Origin of the sequence: Cellulophaga baltica (genome assembly GCF_900102165.1) — a bacterium.
In the GTDB taxonomy this organism is placed as follows: domain Bacteria; phylum Bacteroidota; class Bacteroidia; order Flavobacteriales; family Flavobacteriaceae; genus Cellulophaga; species Cellulophaga baltica.
On sequence record NZ_FNBD01000002.1, the window covers coordinates 210,902 to 236,735 of the forward strand.

Here is a 25,834-nt window from a genome sequence, read left to right on the forward strand (position 1 = left end):
GCACACTATTACGAATTAAAGCCATTAGAGTTCTATTTATCAATTTTTTCAAATATATTTACAACGCATAAAAAGCACAATCCCCTCTACGGCTCACATGCAACTAATTTCACAACACTAAAAATCATAACCGATGAAACGTAAAAAAAACTTGGGATTGCTATTCGTTGCCTTCTCATTACTTGTAAGCTGTAATTCCGAAAAGAAACAAACCACCCCTGACACGGAACCTGCACACAAAGAGTTACAGGAAGAAAAAACAAAAGAAGTAAAAGCTCCTGAGCAAATTATAAGCATTACAGAAGCAAAACAAGATTACGACAATTACACTAAAAAAAGAGCTCAATTAATAGAAAAAATAGAAGATCCTTTAGAAGATGGTTCTAAATTTATTGCTTCTCGTTATGGCGATTATGATATAGAAACGGTAAAAAACTATATTGCCTATGTAGAGCAAGAAGCTAAAGAGGCTGGAGTAAAAGTAGAAACCTTACGTTTTTATTTTTCTACCTACCCAGACAAAAAAGATTTTCCTGATCATAAAAAAGTAAAACACCCGCGCCAAAATTCATTTTTCATCCTTCCAACAATGAAAGTTGACGCTATGAATATGGGTTTTTATATTAAAGATTTAGGCGATGGCAAGAAAGAAGCTGCTTTGATACGTGACTATCCAGGAATCTTAGACAGCAAAATGGGAGATACCAATAAAGAAAACAGCAAATCTTACGCCTCTTTCATACCGGCAACAACATCAACGCCAATAATGTTTTCAGACCAAAGTTTGATTATGAATAAAACAACAATGGGGCCACCTCCCTACGACTCTGATTTTAATTGATTAAAATATATTAAACATTTTGTTAAAAGAAATATTACTTTATCCTCCTCTGCAAATTTACTTTGCAACATTGATAATTACCATTTTTAGATACCCGAAATATTTTGATTCCAAATTAAGATATTTACCAGTTCTATTAATGTATATATTTCTTACTGAATTATTAGGTCTAATAATAAACCTTGATTCAAGTAAAAACCCCTTTTATAATGATTTATATTCTAGATATAACTTTGTAATCTTTATAGCGTACGACTTAATGTTTTTTGGCTATTTTTTTTATTTACTTTGGCATTTTTGTTATTTACAACAAAATAAAAAAATAATTCTCATTGGTACTATAATATATGCTTTAGCCTTTTTAATTAATGCTATGTCCACAAATATAATAACAGATCCTCAAATTTACTCCTATAATATTGGAAGCTTAATTTTAATATTAGCCGCATTTATTTTTTTAAAAGAAAATATTCAAACGAAATTTTTTAAAAAAAATGCACTTTTTTGGATTAGTATTGGACTGCTTATATTCCATATAGGATTTATCCCCATTAATATTTTATACTCTTTTTCCACAATGGAAACAAAAACAATGAATTATATATTGCCAAAATTTCATTTGGTTTTAGTCTTTTTAATGTACGGAAGTTTTATTTACGGCTTCATTCAAATGAAAGCAAAACTAAGAATATGAGTATTTTAAAAAATTCACTATATTAAACATATTAACCCCCCGTAATTTGTTTAAAGAAATATTCTCGGACCACTATTTAATACTTTATGTACTTACAATAGGAGCTTCTATTGTCAACTACAAAAAGTATTTTGAAAGTAAATTGCGGTACCTCCCCATTATGTTAACCTATATTTTGTTAACAGAACTACTAGGTTTGATTATTAAAATAGACCCAAATTTAAATCCGTTTATCACCGGGTTATATTCCGACTACAACTACATTATATATTACGCCTATTCACTTATATTTTTTAGCTACTTTTATTACATCTTTTGGCATTACACCTCCAGTAAAAAAATAAAAAATATTATAGCTTACGGAGGAATAGCCTATTTAATCATAGCGTTTATAAATGCCTATTTCAAAAGCATCATAACGGAAAGACAATTATTTTCTTACACCTACGCTTCGCTCTTACTTATTTTTATATCCATAAATTTCATTTTAGAAAACAGAAGAAATCCTTTGCTTTTCAAAAGACTGCTTTTCTGGATAAGCCTGGGGCTAATCATCTACGAATTAGTCTACTTTCCAATTAATATTATATATAGCTATATTACAAGGGAAAACGTTGCCTTATATTATCAAATTGCTCCTTTTCACAAAGCAGCATCATTTACAATGTACAGTTGTTTTATTATAGGCTTTATCGTCATGAAACCTAAATTGAAGTAACGCTAATCAATTCAATCCCACTAATTGACACTCGGGTTGCAAAAATTACAGATACGCCTTAAAATCGCATATTTTTAGTCAAAAATAATAGAATGAATAGCTACAAAATTTTAATGTTTACACATTTAATAACAGTAACACCATGCCTCTTTGTTGGGGCCTATCTTTTGCTTGCTCAAAAAGGCTCAAAACAACATAAATTAATCGGAAAAATTTACATGTCTTTAATGTTTTTCACCGCCCTAGTAAGCCTATTTATTCCTGCTCATGTAGGCGGTCAATTTTTAAACCATTTTGGCTGGATACATTTATTTAGCCTCTTAACACTTTACAGTGTTCCGACAGCTATAGTTGCGGTTAAAAAAGGTGATATTAAAGGACACAAAAGAAAAATGATAGCCTTGTATTTTGGTGCGCTGATTATTGCGGGAGGCTTTACTCTAGCACCTGGAAGATATTTACACCAAGTATTCTTTGGGTAAACTATTGAAAAACAAAAGCGCCTCATCAAGTGATGAAGCGCCTTATATAATGTATAGCAAATTTCTACAAAAACTTATAGAGCTGCAATTTGCTTAGATAATTTACTTTTAAGATTAGAAGCTTTGTTAGCGTGTATAATGTTACGCTTAGCTAATCTATCAATCATACTTACAACAGTAGGAAATAAAGTTTCAGCAGCTTTCTTATCTTCTTCAGAACGAATCTTTTTCAATACATTACGCATTGTTTTGTGCTGATATTTATTACGTATACGCGCTGCTTCGTTTCTTCTAATTCTCTTTAACGCTGACTTGTGATTTGCCATTTCTTTTCTAATTTATTTATTTAGGATTTTCAATCCTTAATTTTTTTAAGTAGTCCGTAGGGGAATCGAACCCCTGTTACCAGGATGAAAACCTGGCGTCCTAACCCCTAGACGAACGGACCATAATATATTTGAACTTAACGCCAAAAAATAGAGCAATCTATTTAAAAGCATTTTGTAGTCCGTAGGGGAATCGAACCCCTGTTACCAGGATGAAAACCTGGCGTCCTAACCCCTAGACGAACGGACCAACACATTGCGTAATTGCGGATGCAAAAATACAACTATTTTTTACTATTGCAATAGCTAATTATATTTTTTTGAAAAATTAATACGCTTTTGCAAAAAGCACTCGGTTTTTTGAAGGTTTTCCAGTAAGAATACAAACTCCATTTTCCGGCTTTACATCTATCGGAATACAACGTATTGTTGCCTTTGTCTCATTTTTAATTCGCTCTTCCGTTTCAGGAGTACCATCCCAATGCGCAGAAATAAAACCTCCTTTATTTTCTAAAATTTCTTTAAATTCATCGTAATTTTCTACTTCTGTGATGTGATTCTCTCTATAATCTAATGCTTTTTTGAAAATATTCTTCTGAATATCTTCTAGTAAGAATTCAATTTTAGCTACAATTTCATCTGCCTGAACCGTTTCTTTTTCTAAAGTATCTCTTCGGGCAACTTCAAAAGTTCCATTATCCATGTCTCGCTGTCCAATAGCCAAACGAATAGGCACACCCTTAAGTTCATACTCCGCAAACTTAAATCCTGGCTTATACGTGTCTCTATTGTCGTATTTAACAGATACACCTTTTGCACGTAATTCTTTTACAAGTGGCGCAATTCGCTCAGAAATAGCATCTAACTGGTCATCACCCTTATAAATAGGAACAATAACAACCTGTATTGGTGCTAATTTTGGAGGAAGTACCAAACCTTTATCATCACTATGCGTCATCACTAACGCCCCCATTAATCTAGTAGAAACTCCCCATGAAGTAGCCCAAACTAATTCTTGTTTTCCTTCTTTAGAAGTAAACTTCACATCAAATGCCTTTGCAAAATTCTGACCTAAGAAGTGAGACGTACCTGCTTGCAAGGCTTTCCCATCTTGCATTAAGGCTTCAATACAATACGTTTCTATAGCACCTGCAAAACGCTCTGTTTCTGTCTTTAAACCTTTTATTACAGGAACAGCCATATGATTCTCCGCAAATTCCGCATAGATATTCATCATTTGCTCCGCTTCTGCTACAGCTTCATTTTTTGTGGCATGGGCGGTATGCCCTTCTTGCCATAAAAATTCTGCCGTACGTAAAAATAAACGTGTACGCATTTCCCAACGCACTACATTAGCCCATTGATTGATTAATATCGGTAAATCTCTGTAAGACTGAATCCATTTTCTGTAGGTATCCCATATAATAGTTTCAGAAGTTGGTCTTACAATAAGCTCTTCCTCTAACTTAGCATCAGGATCTACAATAATTCCGCTTCCATCTTCCGCCATTTTAAGTCGGTAATGCGTAACTACAGCACATTCTTTTGCAAAGCCCTCTACATGACTGGCCTCTTTACTTAAATATGATTTAGGTATAAATAAAGGAAAATAGGCATTCTCATGACCTGTTTCTTTAAACATGGTATCTAAAGCTGCTTGCATTTTTTCCCATATGGCATATCCATAAGGTTTAATCACCATACAACCTCTAACTCCCGAATTTTCAGCTAAATCGGCTTTTACAACAAGTTCATTATACCATTTAGAATAATCCTCGCTTCTTTTCGTTAAGTTTTTACTCATAGCACTTAGTTTGGCACAAATCTTGTACCTTTATTTAAAAAATAGTTCGGTAAAACTAACTATTTTTACAGTGTTCAACAATTAAATTTCTAATAGATGATACATCCAGCACCCCTCCTAAAAGTCAGAGCAGCTATCTTAGTGCCTATTTTAGCATTATTTTTAGTGTCTTGTGGCTCGTACCAACAATCTTCATATTATGATAATGATGGTATTTATGCTAACGAAACCGTACAATATACTGAAAGACCTTCTGCACCCGTTCAGCAGACAAATAATCCTTATGCCAATTACTTTGGACAAAAGGCCGATGAATATCAGGAAATCTTAGATGATGAGATTTTCACAGATATAGATGGGTATTATAGCCAAGCACAGGACAGTACTGACATGGCTTACGAAGATAGTTATTATAATGATGATTATAACAACTATGACGGTTATGGCGGATGGGGAGAAAATCCAACAAGTGTATCTATAAACTATTACAATAATAACAATTGGGGCTGGGGCGGTGGCTGCGGTTGGAATAACTGGGGCTGGAACGGTTATTATAATAATTATGGCTATTGGAACAGACCATGGGGCTACAATCGTTGGAATAATTGGGGCTGGGGCGGCGGCTACGGTTATAATGGATTTTACGGTGGAGGTTTCTATGGTGCAGGTTTTTATGGCGGAGGTTTTTATGGCGGAGGTTTTTACGCTCCATACTACAATAACTACCACAACCGCTACAATAATTACGGCAACAGAAGCTATGCACGATCGTATGGCAGAAGAGGTAACTACAGATCTAGCTTATATAGTAACTCAGCTTTAAGAAGTAGATCTGCCTTATCTAGCTCTAGATCAAATTATTCTACTAGCAGAAGTAGAAGCAACGCAGCAACTTCCAGAAGTTCTTCGTACAGAACTGGGTCAAGCACAAACAGAAACTCTAGTTACAGAACTTCAAGAAGCACAAGAGTATCTCCAAGCACAAGTAGAAGCTCTAGATCAAATTCTACTTACAGAGGAAGCTCAAGCACCCCTAGCACTAGCAGAAGCACCTACAGCAGATCTTCTTCAAGGACCTATACTCCTTCAACAAGCAGGTCTTCTAGTAGCAACTCAAGAAGCAGTAGCCCAACAACAAGAAGTTCTAGCTCTAGAAGCAGCTCTCCTACAACCACTAGAAGCTCTAGCAGTAGATCTAGTAGTGGCGGAAGCTATAGATCTTCAGGCAGTTCTTCTAGAAGTAGTAGCTCTTCTTCTTCAAGAAGCAGCGGTAGCTCTTCTAGATCATCATCTAGCAGCAGCAGAAGTAGTGGTAGAGGAAATTAAGCTAAGATTTAAATTTTAATTAAGATTGATATGAAAAAGTATATTACTTTGGTCATGTTAGCGGCATGCGCAGCTATGAATGCACAAAATATTGATGACGTTTTAAGATACAGTACAGATAACTTACAAGGTACCGCAAGATTTCAAGCAATGAGTGGTGCTTTTGGAGCTCTAGGAGGAGATTTATCATCCTTAAATATCAACCCTGCGGGATCGGCCATTTTTAACAACAGTCAGTTTACCCTTTCTGGAACTAATTTCCACGTAAAAAACAATACGTTCTATACCGGAAATAACTCTTTCAATTCTACAGAGAATAATTTTGACATTAATCAAATTGGAGGCGTATTTGTATTTAATAATAGTAACCCTGATGCAAATTGGAAAAAATTTAGCATTGGCTTAAATTTTGACAAAGTACAGAGCTTTGACAATTACATCAATGTAAATTACAATACCACACAAGGTATTGATAACTACTTCTTGAGTTTCGCACAAGGCCTACCTCTTGGCCCTTTAAAATTACAAGATGGAGAATTTATAGAATCTGCTTATCTAGACATTGGTTCTAGTTTAGGCTTTAGAGACCAACAAGCCTTTTTAGGAATTTTTGGTGGCGCCATAGATGCTGTAGATCCAGACAACGACAATAATACAGACTATATCTCTACAAGTGAATATAATTCGGTTACTCAAAATTATCGTCGAATAAGCACAGGATACAACGATAAATACACATTTAACATGGCCTCTCAGTATCAAGATAATTTATATATTGGAGCGTCAATTAACGTACACAGTATATTTTTAGATCAACTTACTGAACTTACAGAAAACGGCTATAATGCAGATTCCGATGTGCAATTCACCACATTTGACAACCTATTACGCAGCCGCGGAAATGCTTTTTCATTTAGCTTAGGTGCAATTGCAAAAGTAAACAACAACGTAAGGGTTGGTGGTAGTTACCAATCTCCTACATGGTACCGTATTTCAGATGAGTTTTCTCAACGTATTAATTCCGATATAGCCGATCAAGATATAGGCTTTATCAATTTTAATGTAATAAATACCTACGATAAATACACCATTAAAACTCCAGGAAAAGTAACAGGTAGTTTAGCCTTGGTTTTTGGAAAAGATGGTTTATTAAGTTTAGATTACGGTTACCAAGATATGTCTAAGGCAGAATTAAGACCTGATTCTGATCCAAATTTTTTAACTGAAAATGAATTTATTTCAGAACAATTAAAAGCTGTTTCCTCTATTAGATTAGGTGGTGAATACAGAATCAAACAAGTAAGCTTGAGAGCAGGATACCGTTACGAGCAAAGTCCTTACGAAAATAACTTGATAGGAGATTTAAACGGAATTTCGGGTGGTCTTGGATACAATTTTGGTCCTAGCAGATTAGATTTAGCAGTAAACTCATTCTCACAAGATAGAAGTCGTACTATTTTAAGTACTGATCCTACCGCCAATTTAAATATCGATAGAACAAACACCAATGTTACGCTATCCTATACGGTGAACTTCTAAGAAAAATATCATGTAAAGCACACTAAAAGACTCGCCCTAAAGCGGGTCTTTTATCTTTTTAAAGTAAAGTGATTCTGCAACAGCTTTGCAACTACTACTCCATTTTCCGTACCTGCGTATTCAAATCTAAACCAGTAATCAGAGGCTGGCATTGTTCTACCAACATAAGTACCATCCCAAGCGCTATTCACATCTAATTGTTTTAACAATTTACCATAACGATCAAAGATAAACACCACAGGATCTATGATGCTAGGATCATCAATTCCTTTAATATTCCAAGTATCATTTATTAAATCTCCATTGGGTGTAAAAAACTTTGGATACCCTATCACTAAAAACTCTATAGGTTCTGTTATACCACAACCATTCTTATCATTAATGATAACCGTATTTATCCCCGGAGGAACATCATAAAATATAGGAACGTCTCTAAACGGCCCGTCATTAATGGCATATTCATAAGAACCATTACCTCTTAGATCCTCTACAACTATTTCAATATTATTTTGATCAGGAGCATTCGTTAGGTTAGAATTTAAAACAATTACCTCTTGCAAAACTGGAGGCCCGAAAACGGTAATTAAAATTCCGCCATCATCAACAATAGTTGGAGGTGTCCCTGAAGCCGTTGTTATTGTCACAAAGTAACGCCCTGAATTTGCAACTTGAGCAGGAATCACTAATTCTGCCGCAGTTGCCGGAGGACCACTCAATAAATTAGCGTCATCAATTACGCCATCATCATCATAATCTACAGACCAAACTATAGATGCTATATCTGGACCTGCAGGAGAGCGTAAGGCACTTAATGTAATATCCGCATCGCCTTCACAGGCAGCAATGTCCAATCCTAAAAATTCATCCCTTAAGGTACAATCTAATGCCGTATCTTGGTTTTCACTTACAGAGCCCCCTGTGAACGTAAGCTCAAAAGGCTCCGCATCATCATCAAAATTTGTATTAAAGTTATTGATTAGAATATAATAGATCTCCCCTGCCGTAACATTTAGGTACTCATCGTAGGTATTTAAACTCTGGGTTTGATTAGGTCTCCCTTCATCACCATTTTCTGGATTTACACCTAAGCCTGTAAAACGTGTTGTATTCACTTCATAATTACAGCGTATTGGTTGCGCTGTGCCGTTGGATATAGCCTCACAATCGACATCAGGACCATATACCGCAAAATCCCACTCAGCAGTATCGGAAAGGGCTTCAATATCAAAACCAACTTGACCACCCGTACCTGCTCTAAAAACAAACCAAGAAGTGTTATTTTCAATATTAGCAGAACTTACGCTACCCTTTTCTAAACATCCCGTTTGTAAAATTACTTCGGGATCAAAATCTTCTATATCCCCTAATCCGTCTGCAAGACCCAAGTAAGGTATATCTGCACATACGGGAATTGCCGTTCTACAATCTGGTGAATTTTGAGCAAAAGTTGTCAAAAACAACATAAAACAAAGCACGCTTAAAAATAGTCTCATTTGTGTGTGATGGTGTGTGTGATATGGGGTATTAACTTAATATACGGTCAGTTTAGTATATTTAGCCGCTATTATTTGCATTTAATCGATGAAATACCTGTGTTATTTAGCGCTATCGCTTTAAAGAAAAGTGATTGTTTATATATTTTGCAACTACCCTACTACCATCCGTTTCTAAATAACTTAGTTGAAACCAATAATCTGAAGCAGGCATTTGGATTCCTTTATATAAACCATCCCACGCTGTTTGTGCAAGATCTAATTGTTGAAGTAATTTCCCATAGCGATCAAAAATTAGCAGTACCGGACTGTCTAATGTCTCTAAGCCTTCTACAGACCACTCATCATTAATCCCATCGCCATTAGGGCTGAAAAATCGCTTAAACCCAACCACTATAATGGTTTCAGAATCCGTGCCACAACCTTCTAAATCATTCACAGTAACCGTATGCATACCTGGTAAAACATTGGTAAATTGTGAGCTCATCTGAAAAGGCTCCTCATCTATCTGATACTCATAGTTGCCATCCAATTCTGTATGAACCAAAACTGTATTATTTGCCTGTAAATCATCAACAACTACTGTTGTAATGTTGGGTGATTTTGAAATAACCAAAGTCACATCAAAAACCTCTGTACAGGTTAGCGTACCAACCGTGGTACTTACCGTAAGTTCATAAATTCCTGCCGCTGCCACGTTTATAGTTGCAGTACTTTCACCTGTACTCCACAAATACGTGAAATTTGAATTTGGAGTATCATCACCAATACTAGCAGAAGAAATAGCCTCACACAAGTAGACCGTTGCTGGAAAATCTTGCACTATTTCCTCAGATACTATCAATTGAAAATCTTGAGAAGCATCATAACAATTAGGATTTGCTAGTGACGAAATTCTAATATAAACTGTTTCTGTACCTGCTGATTTTACATGATTATTTTCTAGAGCATTAAACCCCGTAACAGCATCAGAAAATGTTGCATGGTAGGTGATTAAAAAATCATCTGGATTCTGAGACCCTAAAACTTCTACATCAAAGGTACTTAAATCAAAAACCGCTTCATCAAAACAGAAAAATTTATCCCCCACAGTATTCGCTACAGGCCTTGCAGAAAAAGACACTTGAACATCACTAATAATATTGTCTGCAGCTCTCGTAACTACCACCCGATAATTAGACGAATCCAACACGTTTAAAATAGCAGTTGTGGCTCCTACAATTTGCGTATAACCACTACCGTCATCTCGATACCATTCATAACTTAAGGCACCAGTGCTAGTCGCATCTAATTGTACAAAATCTGATTCACAAGCCGCTATAGGCGGACCTAAAAGATTACTTATAATTGTACAATCTAAAGCATCATAGGGATTTGTTACAAAAATATCACCCGAAAATTGGATTGAAAAACCTGAATTTACATTTGAAAAATTATTAATTAACAGGTAATATTCTTCGCCTGGCATTACAGAAAGCCAATCTTCATATTGTATATTATCTGTAGCTCCCGTAGGGTCCTCTCCTACTCCTAGAAAACTATTTTGATCGCCATTATCTAAAAAATTACAACGCAACGGATCTCCTAAATTGGAACAGTCATCTGTTTTGTATAATGCAAAATCCCAGTCTTCATCCGTAGCTGTACTGATATTAAATCCTAACTGCCCTGTTGCCGAAGTTCTAAAGCGATACCATGCCGAATTTGATTCTATAGATCCTGAAGCGGTACGCTCTAAACAACCAGACTCACTGACTCCTGCAAAATCATCTACCCCAAAACTATTTGTCCCGCTATTCACCGGTGTATTATTACAAATAGGAATAGCCGTTGAACAATCTGGAGAGATTTGCGCAATGGTAAAATTAGAAAATAAAAAAAATAATATAATAAATCTCATTAGAGATACTTCATTAGTAAGTATAAAACTAAACACGCGACAAAGCCTGTGCTAATTAATGTTGTGTAACAAGCTAAACTTGCTATTAAATAGTAGATAATGTATATCTTTGCAGCATTTAAGAGATGATAATAAATGAAAATTGACAGCACATTAGAAGATCAATTTGATGAAATTGGAGACAATCATGTTTCTACTTCTGAAGATACTCCATTACTTGCCAATGCTTTTGAATTGAGTGATGAAGAGAAAATAGTAAAGATTAAAGCAAATGTTTCTGAAATCATGGAAACTTTAGGCTTAGACCTTACTGATGATAGTTTAAAGGGCACCCCTAACCGAGTGGCAAAAATGTTTGTTAACGAAATATTTGCAGGCTTACACCCTAACAGAAAACCGAAATCCTCAACATTTGACAACAAATACAAATATGGTGAGATGTTGGTTGAAAAAAACATAACACTTTATAGTACTTGTGAGCATCATTTCTTACCAATTGTTGGTAGAGCTCATGTTGCTTATATCTCAAATGGTACTGTTGTTGGACTTTCTAAAATGAATCGAATTGTAGATTATTTTGCAAAAAGACCACAAGTACAAGAACGTTTAAATATTCAGATTGTAAGAGAATTACAAAAAGTCTTGAACACGGAGGATGTAGCTTGCGTTATTGACGCAAAACACCTTTGTGTAAATTCTAGAGGTATTCGCGATATTGAAAGCAGCACAGTTACTGCAGAATATGGTGGAAAATTCAAAGAAGAAGCTACGCGTAGAGAGTTTTTAAATTTTATCAAGTTAGAAACAAGGTTTTAATTATTTTTCAATCAAAGCATGCAATTATATAAAACTCAGCATTTAAAAGTTTACAATTCATTATCTGGACAAAAAGAGCTATTTACACCTATACATGAAGGTGCCATAGGAATGTATGTTTGCGGCCCCACAGTATACAGCAATGTACACTTAGGAAACTGTAGAACATTCATGTCTTTTGATATGATTTTTAGATACTTTAAGCACCTGGGTTATAAAGTACGTTATGTTCGTAATATCACAGATGCGGGGCATTTAGAAAACGATGCAGATGATGGCGAGGATAAAATTGCAAAAAAAGCACGCTTAGAACGTATTGAACCTATGGAAGTAGTACAACGATATACGGTTGACTTCCATACTATTTTACAAAAATTTAATTTTTTACCTCCGAGTATAGAGCCTACAGCTACTGGTCATATTATTGAGCAGATAGAAATTATAAAAGAGATTCTGAACAAAGGTTTTGCTTACGAGGTTAATGGTTCTGTTTATTTTGATGTTCCAAAATTTAATGAAACCCATAACTATGGCAAATTGAGTGGCCGTAAGTTAGAAGACATGATTGCGAATACTCGTGAATTAGCTGCGCAAGACGACAAGCATAGTCCGCAAGATTTTGCACTTTGGAAAAAGGCAGAACCGCAACATATTATGAGATGGCCTTCTCCTTGGGGAGATGGTTTTCCTGGCTGGCACCTAGAATGTACTGCGATGAGCACTAAATATTTAGGCGAAACTTTTGATATTCATGGAGGCGGAATGGATTTAAAATTCCCGCATCATGAATGTGAAATTGCGCAAGCTGAAGCTAGCAATGGCGCATCGCCTGTAAATTATTGGTTGCACGCTAATATGCTTACCATGAATGGTAAAAAAATGGCAAAATCTACTGGTAATAACATTTTACCAGACGAAATTTTCTCTGGCAATAATAGCATTCTTTCAAAAGCTTTTACCCCTACGGTAGTACGTTTTTTTATGATGCAAGCGCATTACACGAGTATCTTAGATTTAAGCAATGACGCACTTCTAGCTTCTGAAAAAGGATTTCAGAAACTAATGGAAGCTCTAAGCGCTATTGACAAATTAGAAACAGGTGCTAGTTCTGATTTTGATTTTACCGCATGGCAACAGAAATGTTACGATGCCATGAATGATGACTTTAATACGCCAACCCTAATTGCTCATTTATTTGAAGCTGTAAAGCATATTAATGCTATCAAAGAAAAGAAAGAAGCTATCTCTGAAGCCGACAAAACACTTTTAAAAGAAACCTTCAACGCCTTTATATTTGACATTTTAGGTCTAGAGGATAAAAATGATGCCAATTCCGATTCTGATAAATTATCTGGAGTGGTGGCCTTATTGATACAACTCAGAAAAGAAGCAAGAGACAATAAGGATTTTGCTACTTCTGATATTATAAGAGACCAATTAGCAGCACTAGGCATTCAATTAAAAGACGGTAAAGAAGGTACTACTTTTAGCATCTCTTAACTTAAATTGCGTCGCAGTTTTGGCGCTAATGGTCCTAAAAAAATATAATGTTTGGTTTTGAATACATGATTCAAATAGAATCTGTTATCAAAACCAAACCTCCTATAAACATCTTTACGTATTTCACTCCTATTCTAAAGAAAATGTACGGCTAAATTTCACACGTTCGTTAGTACAAAATTGAACAGGATATAGACCTAGCTCGTTTTAAAAAAAGAGAACTATAATACCGCATTAGGAATACTAGCACCTTACAATTTCCCTCACTTAACAAGAAGCTTAAACACTGGAAACGCAATCCTACAATTAGTGCCATTATAGAAGGTTGCCACTCTAATTTCTCTTTAGAAACACCATTAAATTACCCCTTGATATTCAAATCTCATTGTTGCATTACAGAAAGGACTTGAACAGTTAGCATCAAATTCCTCTTCTATTAGTTCATAATAAAAATTACTATAACCCTGAACCTAGGAACGCGCAGGTTTTATAATTCCTGTAGAAAAGCGTATTTTTGAGGGTAATTTCATCTTCATGAAAAAAATACTCATTGCACCTTTTGTTTTTTTAGTCCGCTTCTATCAATTGGTCATATCACCACTTACCCCAGCTAGTTGCCGCTACAGCCCTACGTGCTCACAATACACCCTAGAAGCTTTAAGAAAACACGGCCTTTTTAAAGGAGGTTGGCTTGGAATAAAAAGAATTTTTAGTTGCCACCCTTGGGGAGGAAAAGGTTATGACCCCGTGCCTTAAATAGGAGTTTTATTTCAATCGTATAAATTTCTAATTTCTTTACCATGCTGCACGCTGTCTAGCGTCAATTTTCTTATCTTAGCCCTTCAAAATATTTGTAAATGTACTTTTTAGGTATTACTTGGAACCCAAACGACACGCTATTCAAAATTGGGTTTATTCAAATTAAATATTATAATCTTTTATGGATTGCCGCCTTCGCTTTGGGCTGGTACCTTATGAAAAAGATTTTTTTAAAAGAGAAAAAAACTGTTGAGCAATTAGACTCTCTTTTCATATATACCGTTCTTGCAACAATGCTAGGCGCCCGTTTAGGGCATGTATTTTTTTATGACTGGCCCTATTACAAAAACAATCTTTTAGAGATATTATTACCCATTAAAGCAAACCCTAATGAGGCCATACTTGGCTTTATCAAAGGATATGAATTCACTGGTTTTACAGGACTTGCAAGTCATGGTGCCGCTATAGGAATTATTATAGCCATGTACTTATATGTACGTAAACACCCAGGCTTTAAAGTAATTTGGATATTAGATCGAATTGTAATCCCTGTAGCTATTGGTGCATTTTTTGTACGTTTGGGGAATTTTTTCAACTCAGAAATTGTTGGTAAAACCGTAGAGAAATCGTTTGTATTTGCTACCAAATTTGTTCGTAATTCTGACGATCTTCCTGCTTACAAAGCAATGCAACTTACCAATGCCAAAACGCCTAGTGTAGCTTACAGTCTTATTGAAAACAATCCTAAATTCGCAGCTATTTTAGAAGCGATACCTTACCGCCATCCAGCCCAATTATACGAGGGAATTTGCTATATATTTGTTTTCATTATATTATACTATTTCTACTGGAAAACAGATAAAAAAGATAAGCCAGGATTCTTATTTGGTACATTTTTAGTGCTTTTATGGTCTATACGTTTCTTTGTTGAATTTGTAAAAGAACGTCAAAATTCGCTTGATGAATCTATGGAGCTGTTATCTATCGGACAATGGCTTAGTATTCCATTTGTTCTTATAGGACTCTATTTCATGTTTAGACCAACAAAATCATAAGACCCATGAAAAATGCCCTAGTACTCCTTAGCTGCATAATTCTTGGCTTTCTAAGCTCTTGTAAAGAAGAACCAAAGCAAGCCATAGAAACTGCCGCAATTGCGTTTAAAAAAGAAGGAGAATTAACGATTTATAAAGCGAAAACAGATTCTATTATTGCCTCTTTTGATATTGAGATAGCCGCTACAGATTACGAAACTGAAACCGGACTCATGTACCGCAATACCATGAAACCAACTAGAGGGATGTTATTTGTATTTCCCGATGTAGCCATGCATTCTTTCTACATGAAAAATACAGCAATTCCATTAGATATTATTTATATCGATGAGCATTTGAAAATTGCTAGTTTTCAAGAAAATGCTATTCCCTTTAATGAAGAAGGATTATCATCACAGGTACCTATAAAATATGTGCTAGAAATAAATGCAGGATTAGCAGAAAAATATCTTCTAGAAGTTAAAGATAGCATTGTTTATAAAGAACTATAAACAGCATTTAAATGGATTACCTACTGAATAATAGCACGTCTGACCGATTATTATTTAGAAAATTACAACCCAGTGATTTTAACGCATGGCTTCCTTTTCATGAAGATAAACGAACTTCGGAATTTTGGGAAGGTTTACCTGAGAACCCCATAAAAGCGTGTAAGGCAGATTTTGAACGTACAATGTATAGGTATGAGCACAATCTTGGCGGAAAGCTTGCACTGATTCACAAGCAAACGAAAACGTTTCTTGGCTTAGCAGGATTACTTGTTCAAGAAATACACGAAAAAAAAGAAATTGAAATAGCCTATTCCCTACTTCCTAAACACTGGAACATGGGTTATGCCACAGAAGCAGCAAAAGCATGTGTAGACTACTCCATTTCTAACAATTTATGTAGCTCTCTAATCAGCATCATCCACAAAGACAATATACCCTCTCAAAAAGTGGCCCAAAGAAACGGGTTGACGCTAGATTTTGAAACTACCTACCATGGCAATCCTGTCTATATTTTTAGAATAAACCTATAATTCAAATTTTATTGAAGCATGTCTCATACTCTTATCTTCACTCAAAACAATAGCCCAATAAAAAGCTTAATATCTAAGCTTCTTGACCCTCAAAATCCTCTAGACTTAGATGCTATACAAAACCTCAAAGGAGATGTTCTTTCTAAGTCCAAGATTGAAGAATTGATTTTTGAGGAAGAAGTACACGAACTGAAGATTGCCACAAAAAACACAACGCAGAGTTTAAAATCAATGTCTAGCGGAGAACAGCGAAAAATTGTATTAAACTACCTTTTAGCAGCTGATGCTGATTTTCTAGTTTTAGACAATCCCTTTGATAATTTAGATCAAGAATCTGTTGCAGACTTAAAAACTACTATTTTAAAACATACCGCTACCAAATTATTTATAGTAATCTTAAGCAGAAAAGCAGATGCCTTAGCTTTCATCAAGAATAGATTTGAACTTCTACACAATGGAAATCTACAGCGTATAGCCAAAGAAACAGAATTCAATTTAGAAAATCCTTTTACAAGAGCACTTCCTAAACCATTTAAAAAGTTAGATTACGAAGGAGACGTATTAATAAGTCTGAAAAATATAAATGTACATTTTGATGCGAAACCTATATTACAAAACATTACATGGGAAATTAAAAAAGGATCGTTTTGGCAATTGATAGGAAAGAATGGTAGTGGAAAAACTACCTTACTGTCTTTAATTACAGGAGAAAATAGCAAAGGATATAACCAAGAACTCTATTTATTCGGAAAGAAAAAAGGCAGCGGCGAAACCATTTGGGATATTAAAAAAAGAATTGGCTATTACGCACCCACCTTAACGCATAATTTTAAACGCACTCATACGGTAAAAAACATGCTTATATCAGGTTTAAACGACTCTATAGGCCTTTACAAACTTCCAACAGAAAGTCAGGCCTTAATTGCGGAGGAATGGCTAGAAGTGCTTAAAATGAATCAAAAAGCAGAAGCTATTTTCACAGAGCTTCCTGTTGGTAAAAAACGCTTGGTAATGATTGCCAGAGCCATGATCAAACACCCTTTAGTGTTAATTTTAGATGAACCCACCGAGAATTTAGATGATGAGAGTGCTGCACTATTTGTGGCATTGACTAATAAAATTGCAGCAGAGTCTACTACTGCTATTATTTTTGTCTCTCACCGAGAGGAATACGGACTTACTCCGAAACAAAAATACATCCTCACGAAAGACCCCAATGGCTCTGTAGGAACTATTATAAACTAAAAAAAGCCGCTAATTAGCGGCTTTTTCTATATATACAAATAGTATTTATTTTACTTCTTCTGTCTCAACAATACCTTCTTGAGTACTATTCTTTAAAGTATCAAACATAACAGGTGTTGCGATAAATAATGAAGAGTAGGTACCTACTACTACCCCAATAATCATAGCAAACATAAATCCTCTTAAGGAATCTCCACCGAAAGCAAAGATTGCAAGAAGTACAATAACAGTGGTTAAAGATGTATTCAAAGTTCTTCCCAAAGTACTATTTAAAGCTAAGTTCGTATTCTCTCCAGCACTCCAACCTCTTTCCGCAATAATCTCACGAATACGGTCAAAAACTACCACGGTATCATTCAGTGAATATCCAATTACCGTTAGTATCGCTGCTATAAAGGCTTGATCTATTTCCATATTAAAAGGCATGATTTTACCAAAAATAGAGAAGATACCAAGTACAATTAATACATCATGGAATACCGCAGTAACTGCTCCTAAAGAGAATTGCCATTTACGGAAACGGAATAAAATATATAAGAACACAACCGCTAAAGATCCAATAATAGCCCAAAAAGCATTGTTTTTAATATCATCAGCAATGGTAGGACCTACTTTTTTAGAAGACATGATACCAATAGCTTTATCATCATTTGCTACAGAAAAATCTGCAAATGTTGTTCCATCAGGGAAATACTTCTGTAAGGTTGTAAATAATTTATTCTGAATTTCAGTATCAACTTCAATACCTTCTACATTTACCTTGTAAGGTGTTGTAATCATTACTTGATTATCCTCACCATAAGTTTTAACATTTGTACCACTACCAAAGACACCATTTAATTCTGTTGCCATTTCTGATGGATTCACAGGCTGCTCAAAACGAACTTGGTATGAACGACCTCCTACGAAATCTACACCTTGCTGTAGTCCAGGACCAAAAAACAAAGAATATAAGCCAACAACTACTAATACCGTAGAAGCGATGTACGCAATTTTTCTTTTCCCTAAGAAATTAATATGTACGTTCTTGAATAAGTTTTTAGTTACTCCTGTAGAAAATTCTAATTTTCTATCTTTTGAAGCTAAGTACCACTCAATTAATAAACGAGTTATAAAAATAGCCGTGAATAATGAGGTTAAAATACCTACGATTAACGTTGTAGCAAAACCTTTAATAGGTCCAGAACCAAAAACAAATAGGATAACTGCGGTTAAACCTGTAGTAATGTTCGCATCTAAAATAGAAGATAGTGCATTACTAAAACCATCTGCAATAGCCAATGACTTCCCTTTACCCTTAGCAATTTCTTCTTTAATACGTTCAAAAATAAGAACGTTTGCATCAACAGACATGCCAATAGTTAACACAATACCTGCAATACCAGGTAATGTTAATACCGCCTTGATACTTGTTAATACACCAAAGATTAAAAGTATGTTGAATAATAATGCAATATCAGCAAAAGCACCAGCTCTACCATAATAGAAGATCATCCAAACTAAGACAAAAACCATGGCTATAGCGAAAGAATTAAAACCACTATCAATTGCTTCTTGCCCTAAAGATGGACCAACAATTTCTGATGCTATAATTTCTGCTTTCGCTGGTAACTTACCTGCTCTTAAAACGTTTGCAATATCTTTAGTTTCATTTATAGTAAATGCACCTGTTATTTCCGAACGACCACCAGAAATACCTCCAACTTGAGTTACTCCAGGAGCAGTGTATACTTTGTTATCTAAAACAATTGCGATACCGGTACCATTAAGATTTGCATCATTAGTAAGTTTCTGCCATTCTTTAGCCCCTTTGGTATTCATACTCATAGTTACCGCAGGTCTGTTGCGAGGATCAAAATCATCACGAGCATCACTAACTACATCTCCACTAATTCTTGGCACACCTGCTCTGTTAGATTGTATTGCATACAAACCAACTATTTCCGCACCTTCGGTTGGTCTTTCCCATAAGAATTTTACAAATTGTAATTCTTTAGGAACCAATCTTCTAATTTCTGGCATTTTTAAATAAGCAGAAATCTGTGCGGTATCTTGAGTTGAAGCTCTTACGAAAGCTTGCCCTCCTGGATCAGCAGGAATCAATAAGCTAATTAAAGGATTTACCTCACTAGCAAAATCAATAGAATCTTGAGCTACATCCGATAAAAGAGAATCTATCTCTGACTCTGGCTTCGTAACCGTTGCTGGTTCATCTACCTCTACAAGAGTTTTAAGTTTTTCGTTTGCTGCAAACAAAAACTGACTCAAGTTTTGATTATCTGGTCTGTACGTTTCCCAAAACTCCAATTGCGCCGTACTAGAAAGTAATTCTTGAGCACGAGCGATATCTTTTGCTCCAGGTAATTCTACTAAAATACGACCTGATGTTCCTTCTCTTTGGATGTTAGGTTGTGTAACCCCAAAACCATCAATACGTTCTCTTAGTACTTCAAATGCTGAAATAATAGATTCATCTATTTTAGTTCTGATGATAGGCTTCACCTGATCATCGGTCATTTGAAAATTAATAACATCGCTTAGGCTCTTGTTAGCGAAAATTTCAGGAGATGCTAATTTCACATCCCCGTCTGTATCTGCTATTTTATCAAATTCCTGAAAAAATAAATCAACATACGTATCGCTACTGCTTTTTGAAGCTGCATCTGCGTTTGCTATTGCTTTGTTGAATTTAGCATTTGTTGTATTATTTGCTAAGCCTTTTAAAATATCTTTTACAGATATTTGAAGAGTAACATTTATACCTCCTTTTAAATCCAATCCTTTATTTAGCTCTTTCTTTTTAGCATCATTATAGGATGTAAATCCCATTATAGATTCTTCTCCGATAGAGTCTAAGTACTTGACCTCTAAATCTTTTCTTTGATCTAAATAATCAGTTTCAGTACTAGAAATACTGTTAGTAGCATAGGTTGCTGCTTTCTTTTCAACATTGTTCGTTATGAACGTGTAAGACAATTGATAAATACTTACCAATCCAAACAAAAAAGCGAAAAGCTTTATAAGTCCTTTATTCTGCATTAGTTACTATATTAATTTCTGGTTTTTTTTTTGTAAGCGTGCAAATATATCATTTAAGTAAGGAATTGACAATATTTTTTGCTTTTATAAACAAGGGCAGTTATCAAACCGACAACTGCCCTTGTTTTATTCAATTACTAGCGCAAATTATAGCTCTAATAAATCGTTAGTCTTCTTAACGCCTACTGCACTTTCTTGCATTTTAGCTTTATCTGCATCACTTAAAGGAATATTTACTATTTTCTCAATACCATCTTTTCCTAAAATTACCGGAACTCCAATACAAAGGTCAGATAAATCATATTCCCCTTCTAAATAAGCAGAACATGGGAACATTTTCTTTTGATCACAAGCAATTGCCTGAACCATACTAGAAACAGCTGCTCCTGGTGCATACCATGCACTAGTTCCTAATAATTTAGTTAAAGTAGCCCCACCTACCTTAGTGTCTTCTGCTACTTGAGTTAGTCTTTCTTCAGATAAAAACTCTGAAACTTTGATACTATTACGTGTTGCATGGCCTGTTAATGGCACCATACCTGTATCACTATGACCACCAATTACCATTCCGTCTACATCAGAAATAGGTGATTCTAATGCTTCTGCTAATCTATATTTGAAACGAGCACTATCTAAAGCACCGCCCATACCAATAATCTTATTTTTAGCCAATCCTGTAGTTTTGTGTACCAAATATGTCATGGTATCCATTGGATTACTAACAACAATAAGGATAACGTTTGGTGAATATTTAATAAGATTAGAAGAAACCGTCTTAACTATACCTGCATTGATCCCTATTAATTCTTCTCTAGTCATTCCTGGCTTACGAGGAATCCCTGAAGTAATTACCGCAACATCACTACCTGCTGTTGCAGAATAATCATTAGTAATACCAGTTATTTTTGTATCGAAACCATTTAAAGAAGCTGTTTGCATTAAATCCATTGCTTTACCTTCTGCAAATCCTTCTTTAATATCTAACAATACTACTTCTGATGCAAAATTCTTTATGGCGATGTACTCAGCACAACTTGCACCAACAGCACCTGCTCCTACGACTGTAACTTTCATTTTATTTTTTTTATATTGATTTAATTGCTCCAAAAATACTGAAATTTAATAGAAAATATAGCCTAAACATTGACTTTTAAAATTGAATTTTGTTAGTTTTTTTACTTAAAAACCGACTTACAAATGTTAAAGAAAAGTGCAACTTGACGAATTTTCCTACAAAATTTTACCGTTGGTCGAAAAAAATAAAAAAAAACCAGTCATCTTTAGTATGTTTATCGTCCCAAATTAAACCTACTTACTATGAAAAAGCACTCCCCTTTCATAGCGCTTTGTGCTATGTTACTTTTTGCAAGTTGCTCTAAAACAACTGTTAACAATGATCCCGTTATTGGCATATGGACCAATACCATTGAAAGCAATTCCGTAAATCAAAAAATTATTAAGACAGAATCTGAATGGATTTTTAATGATGCTTACTTAGGAAGGTATCACCAATACGAAAACAAAGGTCTTACGGTACAAACTGATTTTAGTTGGAAGAAAACCGACGAAACATATACCATTTCATATCCAGGAACAGACATGCCAGATGATATTGTAATATTAGTACAATCTACATTACAAGAAACAGACGGTGCTATTCTGGCGGAGAGACAGTAAACTTAAAATACATGCATAAGCTGGTTTTAACGCTAGCTTATGTATATAATTTTCTTTCCCCTATTTAGCAAATCAGTCCCTAATATTAGAGGAAATTATTATCTTTTTAGAAATTGGTTTCATATACTTCTGTGAGAATATTTTTTAGGTTATCCTCTGTAATCGGCTTAACAAAATAACCCGTTAATTCTTGAAACTCCTTGGCTTTTTGCTTATCTGAAGGTAAAGCAGAAGAAGTTACCAAGTAAATTCTAATCGATTTTTCTAATTTAGGCTTCAACTTTTTAAATTCTACTAAAAAACCCCAGCCATCTAAGAATGGCATATTTACATCCAATAGAATAACTTCCGGAACTTCCTGATGAACCTCTGTTTGGTTCGTGATGAAATTAATTGCCTGCTCCCCATCCGTAAAAGAACTTATCGCTATTCGTTCAGAAATTTTACTGAGTATTTTTTTTACCAAATACAGATAAATTTCATCATCATCTACCAATAAAATGTTTCCTTTTTTCATTGCTTAAAAATTAATTTTAAAAGAAGTACCGAGCCCTTCTTTGCTATCTACACTTATTTGAGCATTTAATGCCTCTAGTTGTGATTTTACTAGAAACAGCCCTACCCCTTTTCCTGATATATTTCTATGAAAACGCTTATAGAGCTTAAATACATTAGCGCCATGACGTTCTAAATTAATACCGACACCATTATCTCTAACATACAAAACCTTGGATCCATTTTCTATCTTACCTTCAAATAGCACATAGGATTCACTTTTTTCTGTATCTCGATACTTTATTGCATTTGAAATGAAATTTTGAAGAATACTCTTTAAGTACAACTTTGAAAAACTTACCGCTTCCCATTCCTTAAAATCAACAAGCACCTTAAGATTTTGTTCACCGAGCATTAAGTCTGAAAATTCATTTTTAACCAGCGCTATCAATTTAGAAACATTCAAAAATTCAACCTTGATTTCATTTTGATCGAGTATGGCCATATACGCCCTAATATCTTCTGTTAATTCATAAATACTATTGGAAACAGTAGCCATTTTAGGCAGTAACGCTTTAATTTTATCCGGCTCTTTCTCTTCTTTCAGCATATCTATAATAACAGACAAACTAGTCACCGGAGACCTTAAATTATGTGACACTAAATAATTAAACTCCTTTAGCTGATCATTTTTAATTGAAAGACTTTTATTAATATCTTGTATTTGGTAGTTATTTTTTTCTAATTGCGCTTTACTCCCCAATAATGCTTTATTTTTAGCTTCAAGGGCCACATAAAACTGCTCTTGTTGCTGCCTGGACTTAATAATATAATATGAAAGAATAAGTAGCACTATAACAGCAAAAAAATTAAAAATAAGGAAATCTTTATATAGAGGCAAAAACCAAGTACCTAGAAATTCTGGTGAGATTTCTTGAACAATAACCCAATCTGTGGGGGTAATAATAATTGGAATTGTACTGAAAATTCCTTCTTTTGAAATGAAGTCTTTTTTAAAATCAAAAACTTTAAAAGTATACACACTCCCTTGATCTACAAAATTTGTATCAATGGCTTTTTTTAAGGGTAAATGAGTTAAACTATAATTCTCTAGTAAGGCTTTTCCTGATTTTTGAATCTCATACCCTAAATCATAAGGCCTTGTATTGGAAGTGATGATATTGAAATTGGCATCTGTTAAATAAAAATTACCGTTGGTGATTTGCGCTTTTAATTGATTTAAAATTCGGCTCATTCTGTAATTAATCACCACAATACCAATTTTCTCATTTAAAGTATTAAAGATGGGTGCCACCCCACGAACAACCGGCTTGTAAGGGGTTTCTAAAACACCATTCTCTCTATTCAAGTCAATAGCTGATAGAAATATTTCACCGCGTTTAAGCGCTAAACCACTTTGAACATAGGACCTGTTTTCTTTATTCTGCAACGGCCCAAACACCATATTTTTATCATCTTCCCTTTGGTACCGAAAAAATTCTTTTCCTTTAAGGTCTAAAAAACGAAATTGATCATAATCTTGAAACCCATTAATAATTTCAATATAACTATCAATAAACCCAGAATGGTCTCTCATGGGGTCAAAAGCCACAGGATAATCAATTTCACTCCAATATTGGGTACTGAATACTAAGGAAGTATACAAGTCTAATAAATAATTCTTTTTATAGGCAGCTCCTCTTTCCTCCACCTGAACCAAACCCGAAAGCTGCTCTTCTTTCTGGTAAAAAATTAATACAAAGGTTAGAAGTAATATAGGAAAGTATAAGATCGCAAATATTTTAAGAACTTTTTTCCACATATTGATCGTAATAAATTAATACATACGATATTCACAACGCTACAGCTATATGAAAATATAAATAATTAGTACATATTTTCCTACTAAAATAAGAAAAAATAGAATATAAATAATAAGATTTACCACTTAATTTTAAAGCATTAATTCTTAGGACACTTTTACGCTCATAAAGGAAATACCACCACAAAACCAATAAAAAAAATAAGGGTCGCCTATAGTATATAGACAACCCTTATTTATATATTTTAATTTTCTTTTACTTACCTAAACCCAAAGTTCACTCCTACAGATAAACTATTAAATTGCGCGATCGTATAATCTGCATGCAACCTAAAAAAACCAAGTTTTAATTTTGTACCTATGTTTGCTGTAGCTCCCGAAACTTTTTTAGTTAAAGTAAATGGATCTTCAATAGTTTGCTGAAAGGGTCCTTGCTGTACAATATATGTACCTAGAACATCTGTCTTAGAATTCCCTGAGATATACCCTAAACCACCATAAAAATTAATAATTGGTAATTTTGTAGAAACTACTGCTTGAAAATTCCATGAATTTATTTTTGCATCAATCTCCTGATTATCTCCTGCAATAAGATCCGTATCTGTAAAGTTATACGTCCCTGTTAAATGTGTGTACCCTATAACTCCTGATATAGCTACTGGCCAAATTTTCTCTGCTGGTAATAAGCTTGTGAATTCATGTTGCAAACCAACACCATAAAAACCTACAGCCACATCATCGGTATTTATCTTAGGAAGAAAACGAGCTTTAATCTCAGTACCTTTAATTAGACCTACACTAACTTGTAAAAATGCGGAAGGAACAAAGTTAATGTTTTCGGAGGCCAAACCTGTTGGCAACTCAAACTCTTCTCTACTTGTTACTCCCGGAGCAATCTCTCCTTCTACAAACACTCTGATTCCTTCTAAATCCCCAAGGCCTGAAGAGACTATTTTAGAAACACTCCCATCTACAAACTGTAAATTATCATAATCCGCAGTATTTAATACGAAAGTCTTTTTATCTTCTTTATTTTTAAAAGAAGCCATGTTTCCTATTATTGAAATCTCAAAACCACCAAGCGGCTTAGCTTCTCCAGAATTATACCATCCGTTAGAAATGCTATACACCATACCTTCTGATAGTGGCGCCATATAGGCATTTGTAAAACGTTCTGCATCTGCAACTCCTGCAGCAAAAATATCATTAAAATTAGATTGTGCTGCTCCTGTTGCACACATAATAAAACTGACAAATAGAAAAATATGTTTCATGATTTTTT

At 34.6% G+C, this 25,834-nt stretch carries 21 protein-coding genes and 2 tRNA genes; 12 read left to right on the top strand and 11 right to left on the bottom strand.

What is annotated here, in order from left to right; genetic code table 11:
- Positions 1 to 133 precede the first annotated feature (133 nt).
- Together BLQ19_RS03970 and BLQ19_RS03985 are read left to right on the top strand one after the other, a co-directional pair.
- Entirely contained in the window at positions 134 to 841 is a 708-nt protein-coding gene (locus BLQ19_RS03970) for a hypothetical protein (protein ID WP_074537471.1), read from the top strand.
- Between the two features lie 1,525 nt (positions 842 to 2,366).
- The gene (locus BLQ19_RS03985) at positions 2,367 to 2,735 is read left to right on the top strand and encodes a DUF2306 domain-containing protein (protein WP_139150193.1); all 369 of its coding nucleotides are present in this window, start codon (positions 2,367 to 2,369) and stop codon (positions 2,733 to 2,735) included.
- A gap of 74 nt (positions 2,736 to 2,809) precedes the next feature.
- On the opposite strand, the gene rpsT is transcribed toward BLQ19_RS03985, so the two are convergent.
- From rpsT to proS, 4 genes are all read right to left on the bottom strand, one after another.
- Positions 2,810 to 3,061 carry a 30S ribosomal protein S20 gene (gene rpsT, locus BLQ19_RS03990; RefSeq protein WP_024479492.1) on the bottom strand — a complete coding sequence of 84 codons (252 nt, stop codon included), beginning with the start codon at positions 3,059 to 3,061 and terminating at the stop codon, positions 2,810 to 2,812.
- A 50-nt stretch (positions 3,062 to 3,111) separates the two neighbouring features.
- Positions 3,112 to 3,183, bottom strand: a tRNA-Glu gene (locus BLQ19_RS03995).
- A 56-nt stretch (positions 3,184 to 3,239) separates the two neighbouring features.
- Positions 3,240 to 3,311: transfer RNA gene (locus BLQ19_RS04000), tRNA-Glu, on the bottom strand.
- 78 nt (positions 3,312 to 3,389) lie between these two features.
- The gene (proS, locus tag BLQ19_RS04005; protein ID WP_025614117.1) at positions 3,390 to 4,865 is read right to left on the bottom strand and encodes a proline--tRNA ligase; all 1,476 of its coding nucleotides are present in this window, start codon (positions 4,863 to 4,865) and stop codon (positions 3,390 to 3,392) included.
- Positions 4,866 to 4,961: 96 nt separating this feature from the next.
- Here proS and BLQ19_RS04010 point away from each other — a divergent pair, with 96 nt between their 5' ends.
- Together BLQ19_RS04010 and BLQ19_RS04015 are read left to right on the top strand one after the other, a co-directional pair.
- Positions 4,962 to 6,191, top strand: coding sequence for a hypothetical protein (locus BLQ19_RS04010; protein WP_083332181.1), 1,230 nt, complete (start codon positions 4,962 to 4,964; stop codon positions 6,189 to 6,191).
- Between the two features lie 30 nt (positions 6,192 to 6,221).
- Entirely contained in the window at positions 6,222 to 7,730 is a 1,509-nt protein-coding gene (locus BLQ19_RS04015) for an OmpP1/FadL family transporter (RefSeq protein WP_074537472.1), read from the top strand.
- Positions 7,731 to 7,780: 50 nt separating this feature from the next.
- Here BLQ19_RS04015 and BLQ19_RS04020 read toward each other — a convergent pair whose 3' ends face one another.
- Positions 7,781 to 9,223, bottom strand: coding sequence for a T9SS type B sorting domain-containing protein (locus BLQ19_RS04020; protein ID WP_074537473.1), 1,443 nt, complete (start codon positions 9,221 to 9,223; stop codon positions 7,781 to 7,783).
- A gap of 112 nt (positions 9,224 to 9,335) precedes the next feature.
- On the bottom strand, positions 9,336 to 11,123 hold the full coding sequence (locus BLQ19_RS04025; RefSeq protein WP_074537474.1) for a T9SS type B sorting domain-containing protein: 1,788 nt from the start codon (positions 11,121 to 11,123) through the stop codon (positions 9,336 to 9,338).
- Positions 11,124 to 11,258: 135 nt separating this feature from the next.
- Here BLQ19_RS04025 and folE point away from each other — a divergent pair, with 135 nt between their 5' ends.
- From folE to BLQ19_RS04060, 7 genes are all read left to right on the top strand, one after another.
- Positions 11,259 to 11,939, top strand: a complete 681-nt coding sequence (gene folE, locus BLQ19_RS04030; protein ID WP_025614112.1) for a GTP cyclohydrolase I FolE — start codon at positions 11,259 to 11,261, stop codon at positions 11,937 to 11,939.
- Positions 11,940 to 11,957: 18 nt separating this feature from the next.
- Complete coding sequence (cysS, locus tag BLQ19_RS04035; protein WP_074537475.1) at positions 11,958 to 13,439, top strand: cysteine--tRNA ligase; 1,482 nt, start codon at positions 11,958 to 11,960, stop codon at positions 13,437 to 13,439.
- Positions 13,440 to 13,973: 534 nt separating this feature from the next.
- Positions 13,974 to 14,195: a membrane protein insertion efficiency factor YidD gene (gene yidD, locus BLQ19_RS04040; protein WP_024479484.1), complete on the top strand. Its 222-nt coding sequence runs from the start codon at positions 13,974 to 13,976 to the stop codon at positions 14,193 to 14,195.
- Positions 14,196 to 14,296: 101 nt separating this feature from the next.
- Positions 14,297 to 15,253, top strand: a complete 957-nt coding sequence (gene lgt, locus BLQ19_RS04045) for a prolipoprotein diacylglyceryl transferase (RefSeq protein ID WP_074537476.1) — start codon at positions 14,297 to 14,299, stop codon at positions 15,251 to 15,253.
- 5 nt (positions 15,254 to 15,258) lie between these two features.
- Positions 15,259 to 15,744, top strand: coding sequence for a DUF192 domain-containing protein (locus BLQ19_RS04050; RefSeq protein ID WP_074537477.1), 486 nt, complete (start codon positions 15,259 to 15,261; stop codon positions 15,742 to 15,744).
- A gap of 11 nt (positions 15,745 to 15,755) precedes the next feature.
- A complete protein-coding gene (locus BLQ19_RS04055; protein WP_074537478.1) occupies positions 15,756 to 16,274 on the top strand; it encodes a GNAT family N-acetyltransferase in 519 nt (172 codons plus the stop codon).
- Positions 16,275 to 16,292: 18 nt separating this feature from the next.
- Positions 16,293 to 17,519 carry an ATP-binding cassette domain-containing protein gene (locus BLQ19_RS04060; protein ID WP_074537479.1) on the top strand — a complete coding sequence of 409 codons (1,227 nt, stop codon included), beginning with the start codon at positions 16,293 to 16,295 and terminating at the stop codon, positions 17,517 to 17,519.
- A gap of 45 nt (positions 17,520 to 17,564) precedes the next feature.
- Here BLQ19_RS04060 and secDF read toward each other — a convergent pair whose 3' ends face one another.
- Together secDF and BLQ19_RS04070 are read right to left on the bottom strand one after the other, a co-directional pair.
- On the bottom strand, positions 17,565 to 20,558 hold the full coding sequence (gene secDF, locus BLQ19_RS04065) for a protein translocase subunit SecDF (protein ID WP_074537480.1): 2,994 nt from the start codon (positions 20,556 to 20,558) through the stop codon (positions 17,565 to 17,567).
- Positions 20,559 to 20,705: 147 nt separating this feature from the next.
- Entirely contained in the window at positions 20,706 to 21,632 is a 927-nt protein-coding gene (locus tag BLQ19_RS04070; RefSeq protein WP_074537481.1) for a malate dehydrogenase, read from the bottom strand.
- Between the two features lie 243 nt (positions 21,633 to 21,875).
- Here BLQ19_RS04070 and BLQ19_RS04075 point away from each other — a divergent pair, with 243 nt between their 5' ends.
- Positions 21,876 to 22,235 carry a hypothetical protein gene (locus tag BLQ19_RS04075; protein ID WP_024479477.1) on the top strand — a complete coding sequence of 120 codons (360 nt, stop codon included), beginning with the start codon at positions 21,876 to 21,878 and terminating at the stop codon, positions 22,233 to 22,235.
- A gap of 106 nt (positions 22,236 to 22,341) precedes the next feature.
- Here the strand turns inward: BLQ19_RS04075 and BLQ19_RS04080 are convergent, their stop codons facing one another.
- The 3 genes from BLQ19_RS04080 to BLQ19_RS04090 form a co-directional block, all read right to left on the bottom strand.
- The gene (locus BLQ19_RS04080) at positions 22,342 to 22,752 is read right to left on the bottom strand and encodes a response regulator (RefSeq protein WP_074537482.1); all 411 of its coding nucleotides are present in this window, start codon (positions 22,750 to 22,752) and stop codon (positions 22,342 to 22,344) included.
- Between the two features lie 3 nt (positions 22,753 to 22,755).
- The gene (locus tag BLQ19_RS04085) at positions 22,756 to 24,552 is read right to left on the bottom strand and encodes a sensor histidine kinase (protein WP_074537483.1); all 1,797 of its coding nucleotides are present in this window, start codon (positions 24,550 to 24,552) and stop codon (positions 22,756 to 22,758) included.
- A gap of 260 nt (positions 24,553 to 24,812) precedes the next feature.
- Positions 24,813 to 25,826 carry a DUF6588 family protein gene (locus BLQ19_RS04090; RefSeq protein WP_074537484.1) on the bottom strand — a complete coding sequence of 338 codons (1,014 nt, stop codon included), beginning with the start codon at positions 25,824 to 25,826 and terminating at the stop codon, positions 24,813 to 24,815.
- Between the last annotated feature and the right edge of the window lie 8 nt (positions 25,827 to 25,834).

Bases quoted from the DNA above. Each gene is read 5' to 3' on its own strand.
- yidD (WP_024479484.1), top strand. From the start codon at position 13,974: ATGAAAAAAATACTCATTGCACCTTTTGTTTTTTTAGTCCGCTTCTAT.
- BLQ19_RS03985 (WP_139150193.1), top strand. From the start codon at position 2,367: ATGTTTACACATTTAATAACAGTAACACCATGCCTCTTTGTTGGGGCC.
- BLQ19_RS04080 (WP_074537482.1), bottom strand. From the start codon at position 22,752: ATGAAAAAAGGAAACATTTTATTGGTAGATGATGATGAAATTTATCTG.
- secDF (WP_074537480.1), bottom strand. From the start codon at position 20,558: ATGCAGAATAAAGGACTTATAAAGCTTTTCGCTTTTTTGTTTGGATTG.
- BLQ19_RS04060 (WP_074537479.1), top strand. From the start codon at position 16,293: ATGTCTCATACTCTTATCTTCACTCAAAACAATAGCCCAATAAAAAGC.
- BLQ19_RS04075 (WP_024479477.1), top strand. From the start codon at position 21,876: ATGAAAAAGCACTCCCCTTTCATAGCGCTTTGTGCTATGTTACTTTTT.
- BLQ19_RS03970 (WP_074537471.1), top strand. From the start codon at position 134: ATGAAACGTAAAAAAAACTTGGGATTGCTATTCGTTGCCTTCTCATTA.
- folE (WP_025614112.1), top strand. From the start codon at position 11,259: ATGAAAATTGACAGCACATTAGAAGATCAATTTGATGAAATTGGAGAC.
- BLQ19_RS04050 (WP_074537477.1), top strand. From the start codon at position 15,259: ATGAAAAATGCCCTAGTACTCCTTAGCTGCATAATTCTTGGCTTTCTA.
- BLQ19_RS04025 (WP_074537474.1), bottom strand. From the start codon at position 11,123: ATGAGATTTATTATATTATTTTTTTTATTTTCTAATTTTACCATTGCG.
- BLQ19_RS04070 (WP_074537481.1), bottom strand. From the start codon at position 21,632: ATGAAAGTTACAGTCGTAGGAGCAGGTGCTGTTGGTGCAAGTTGTGCT.
- BLQ19_RS04055 (WP_074537478.1), top strand. From the start codon at position 15,756: ATGGATTACCTACTGAATAATAGCACGTCTGACCGATTATTATTTAGA.
- BLQ19_RS04010 (WP_083332181.1), top strand. From the start codon at position 4,962: ATGATACATCCAGCACCCCTCCTAAAAGTCAGAGCAGCTATCTTAGTG.
- rpsT (WP_024479492.1), bottom strand. From the start codon at position 3,061: ATGGCAAATCACAAGTCAGCGTTAAAGAGAATTAGAAGAAACGAAGCA.
- BLQ19_RS04015 (WP_074537472.1), top strand. From the start codon at position 6,222: ATGAAAAAGTATATTACTTTGGTCATGTTAGCGGCATGCGCAGCTATG.
- BLQ19_RS04020 (WP_074537473.1), bottom strand. From the start codon at position 9,223: ATGAGACTATTTTTAAGCGTGCTTTGTTTTATGTTGTTTTTGACAACT.
- BLQ19_RS04085 (WP_074537483.1), bottom strand. From the start codon at position 24,552: ATGTGGAAAAAAGTTCTTAAAATATTTGCGATCTTATACTTTCCTATA.
- cysS (WP_074537475.1), top strand. From the start codon at position 11,958: ATGCAATTATATAAAACTCAGCATTTAAAAGTTTACAATTCATTATCT.
- lgt (WP_074537476.1), top strand. From the start codon at position 14,297: ATGTACTTTTTAGGTATTACTTGGAACCCAAACGACACGCTATTCAAA.
- proS (WP_025614117.1), bottom strand. From the start codon at position 4,865: ATGAGTAAAAACTTAACGAAAAGAAGCGAGGATTATTCTAAATGGTAT.
- BLQ19_RS04090 (WP_074537484.1), bottom strand. From the start codon at position 25,826: ATGAAACATATTTTTCTATTTGTCAGTTTTATTATGTGTGCAACAGGA.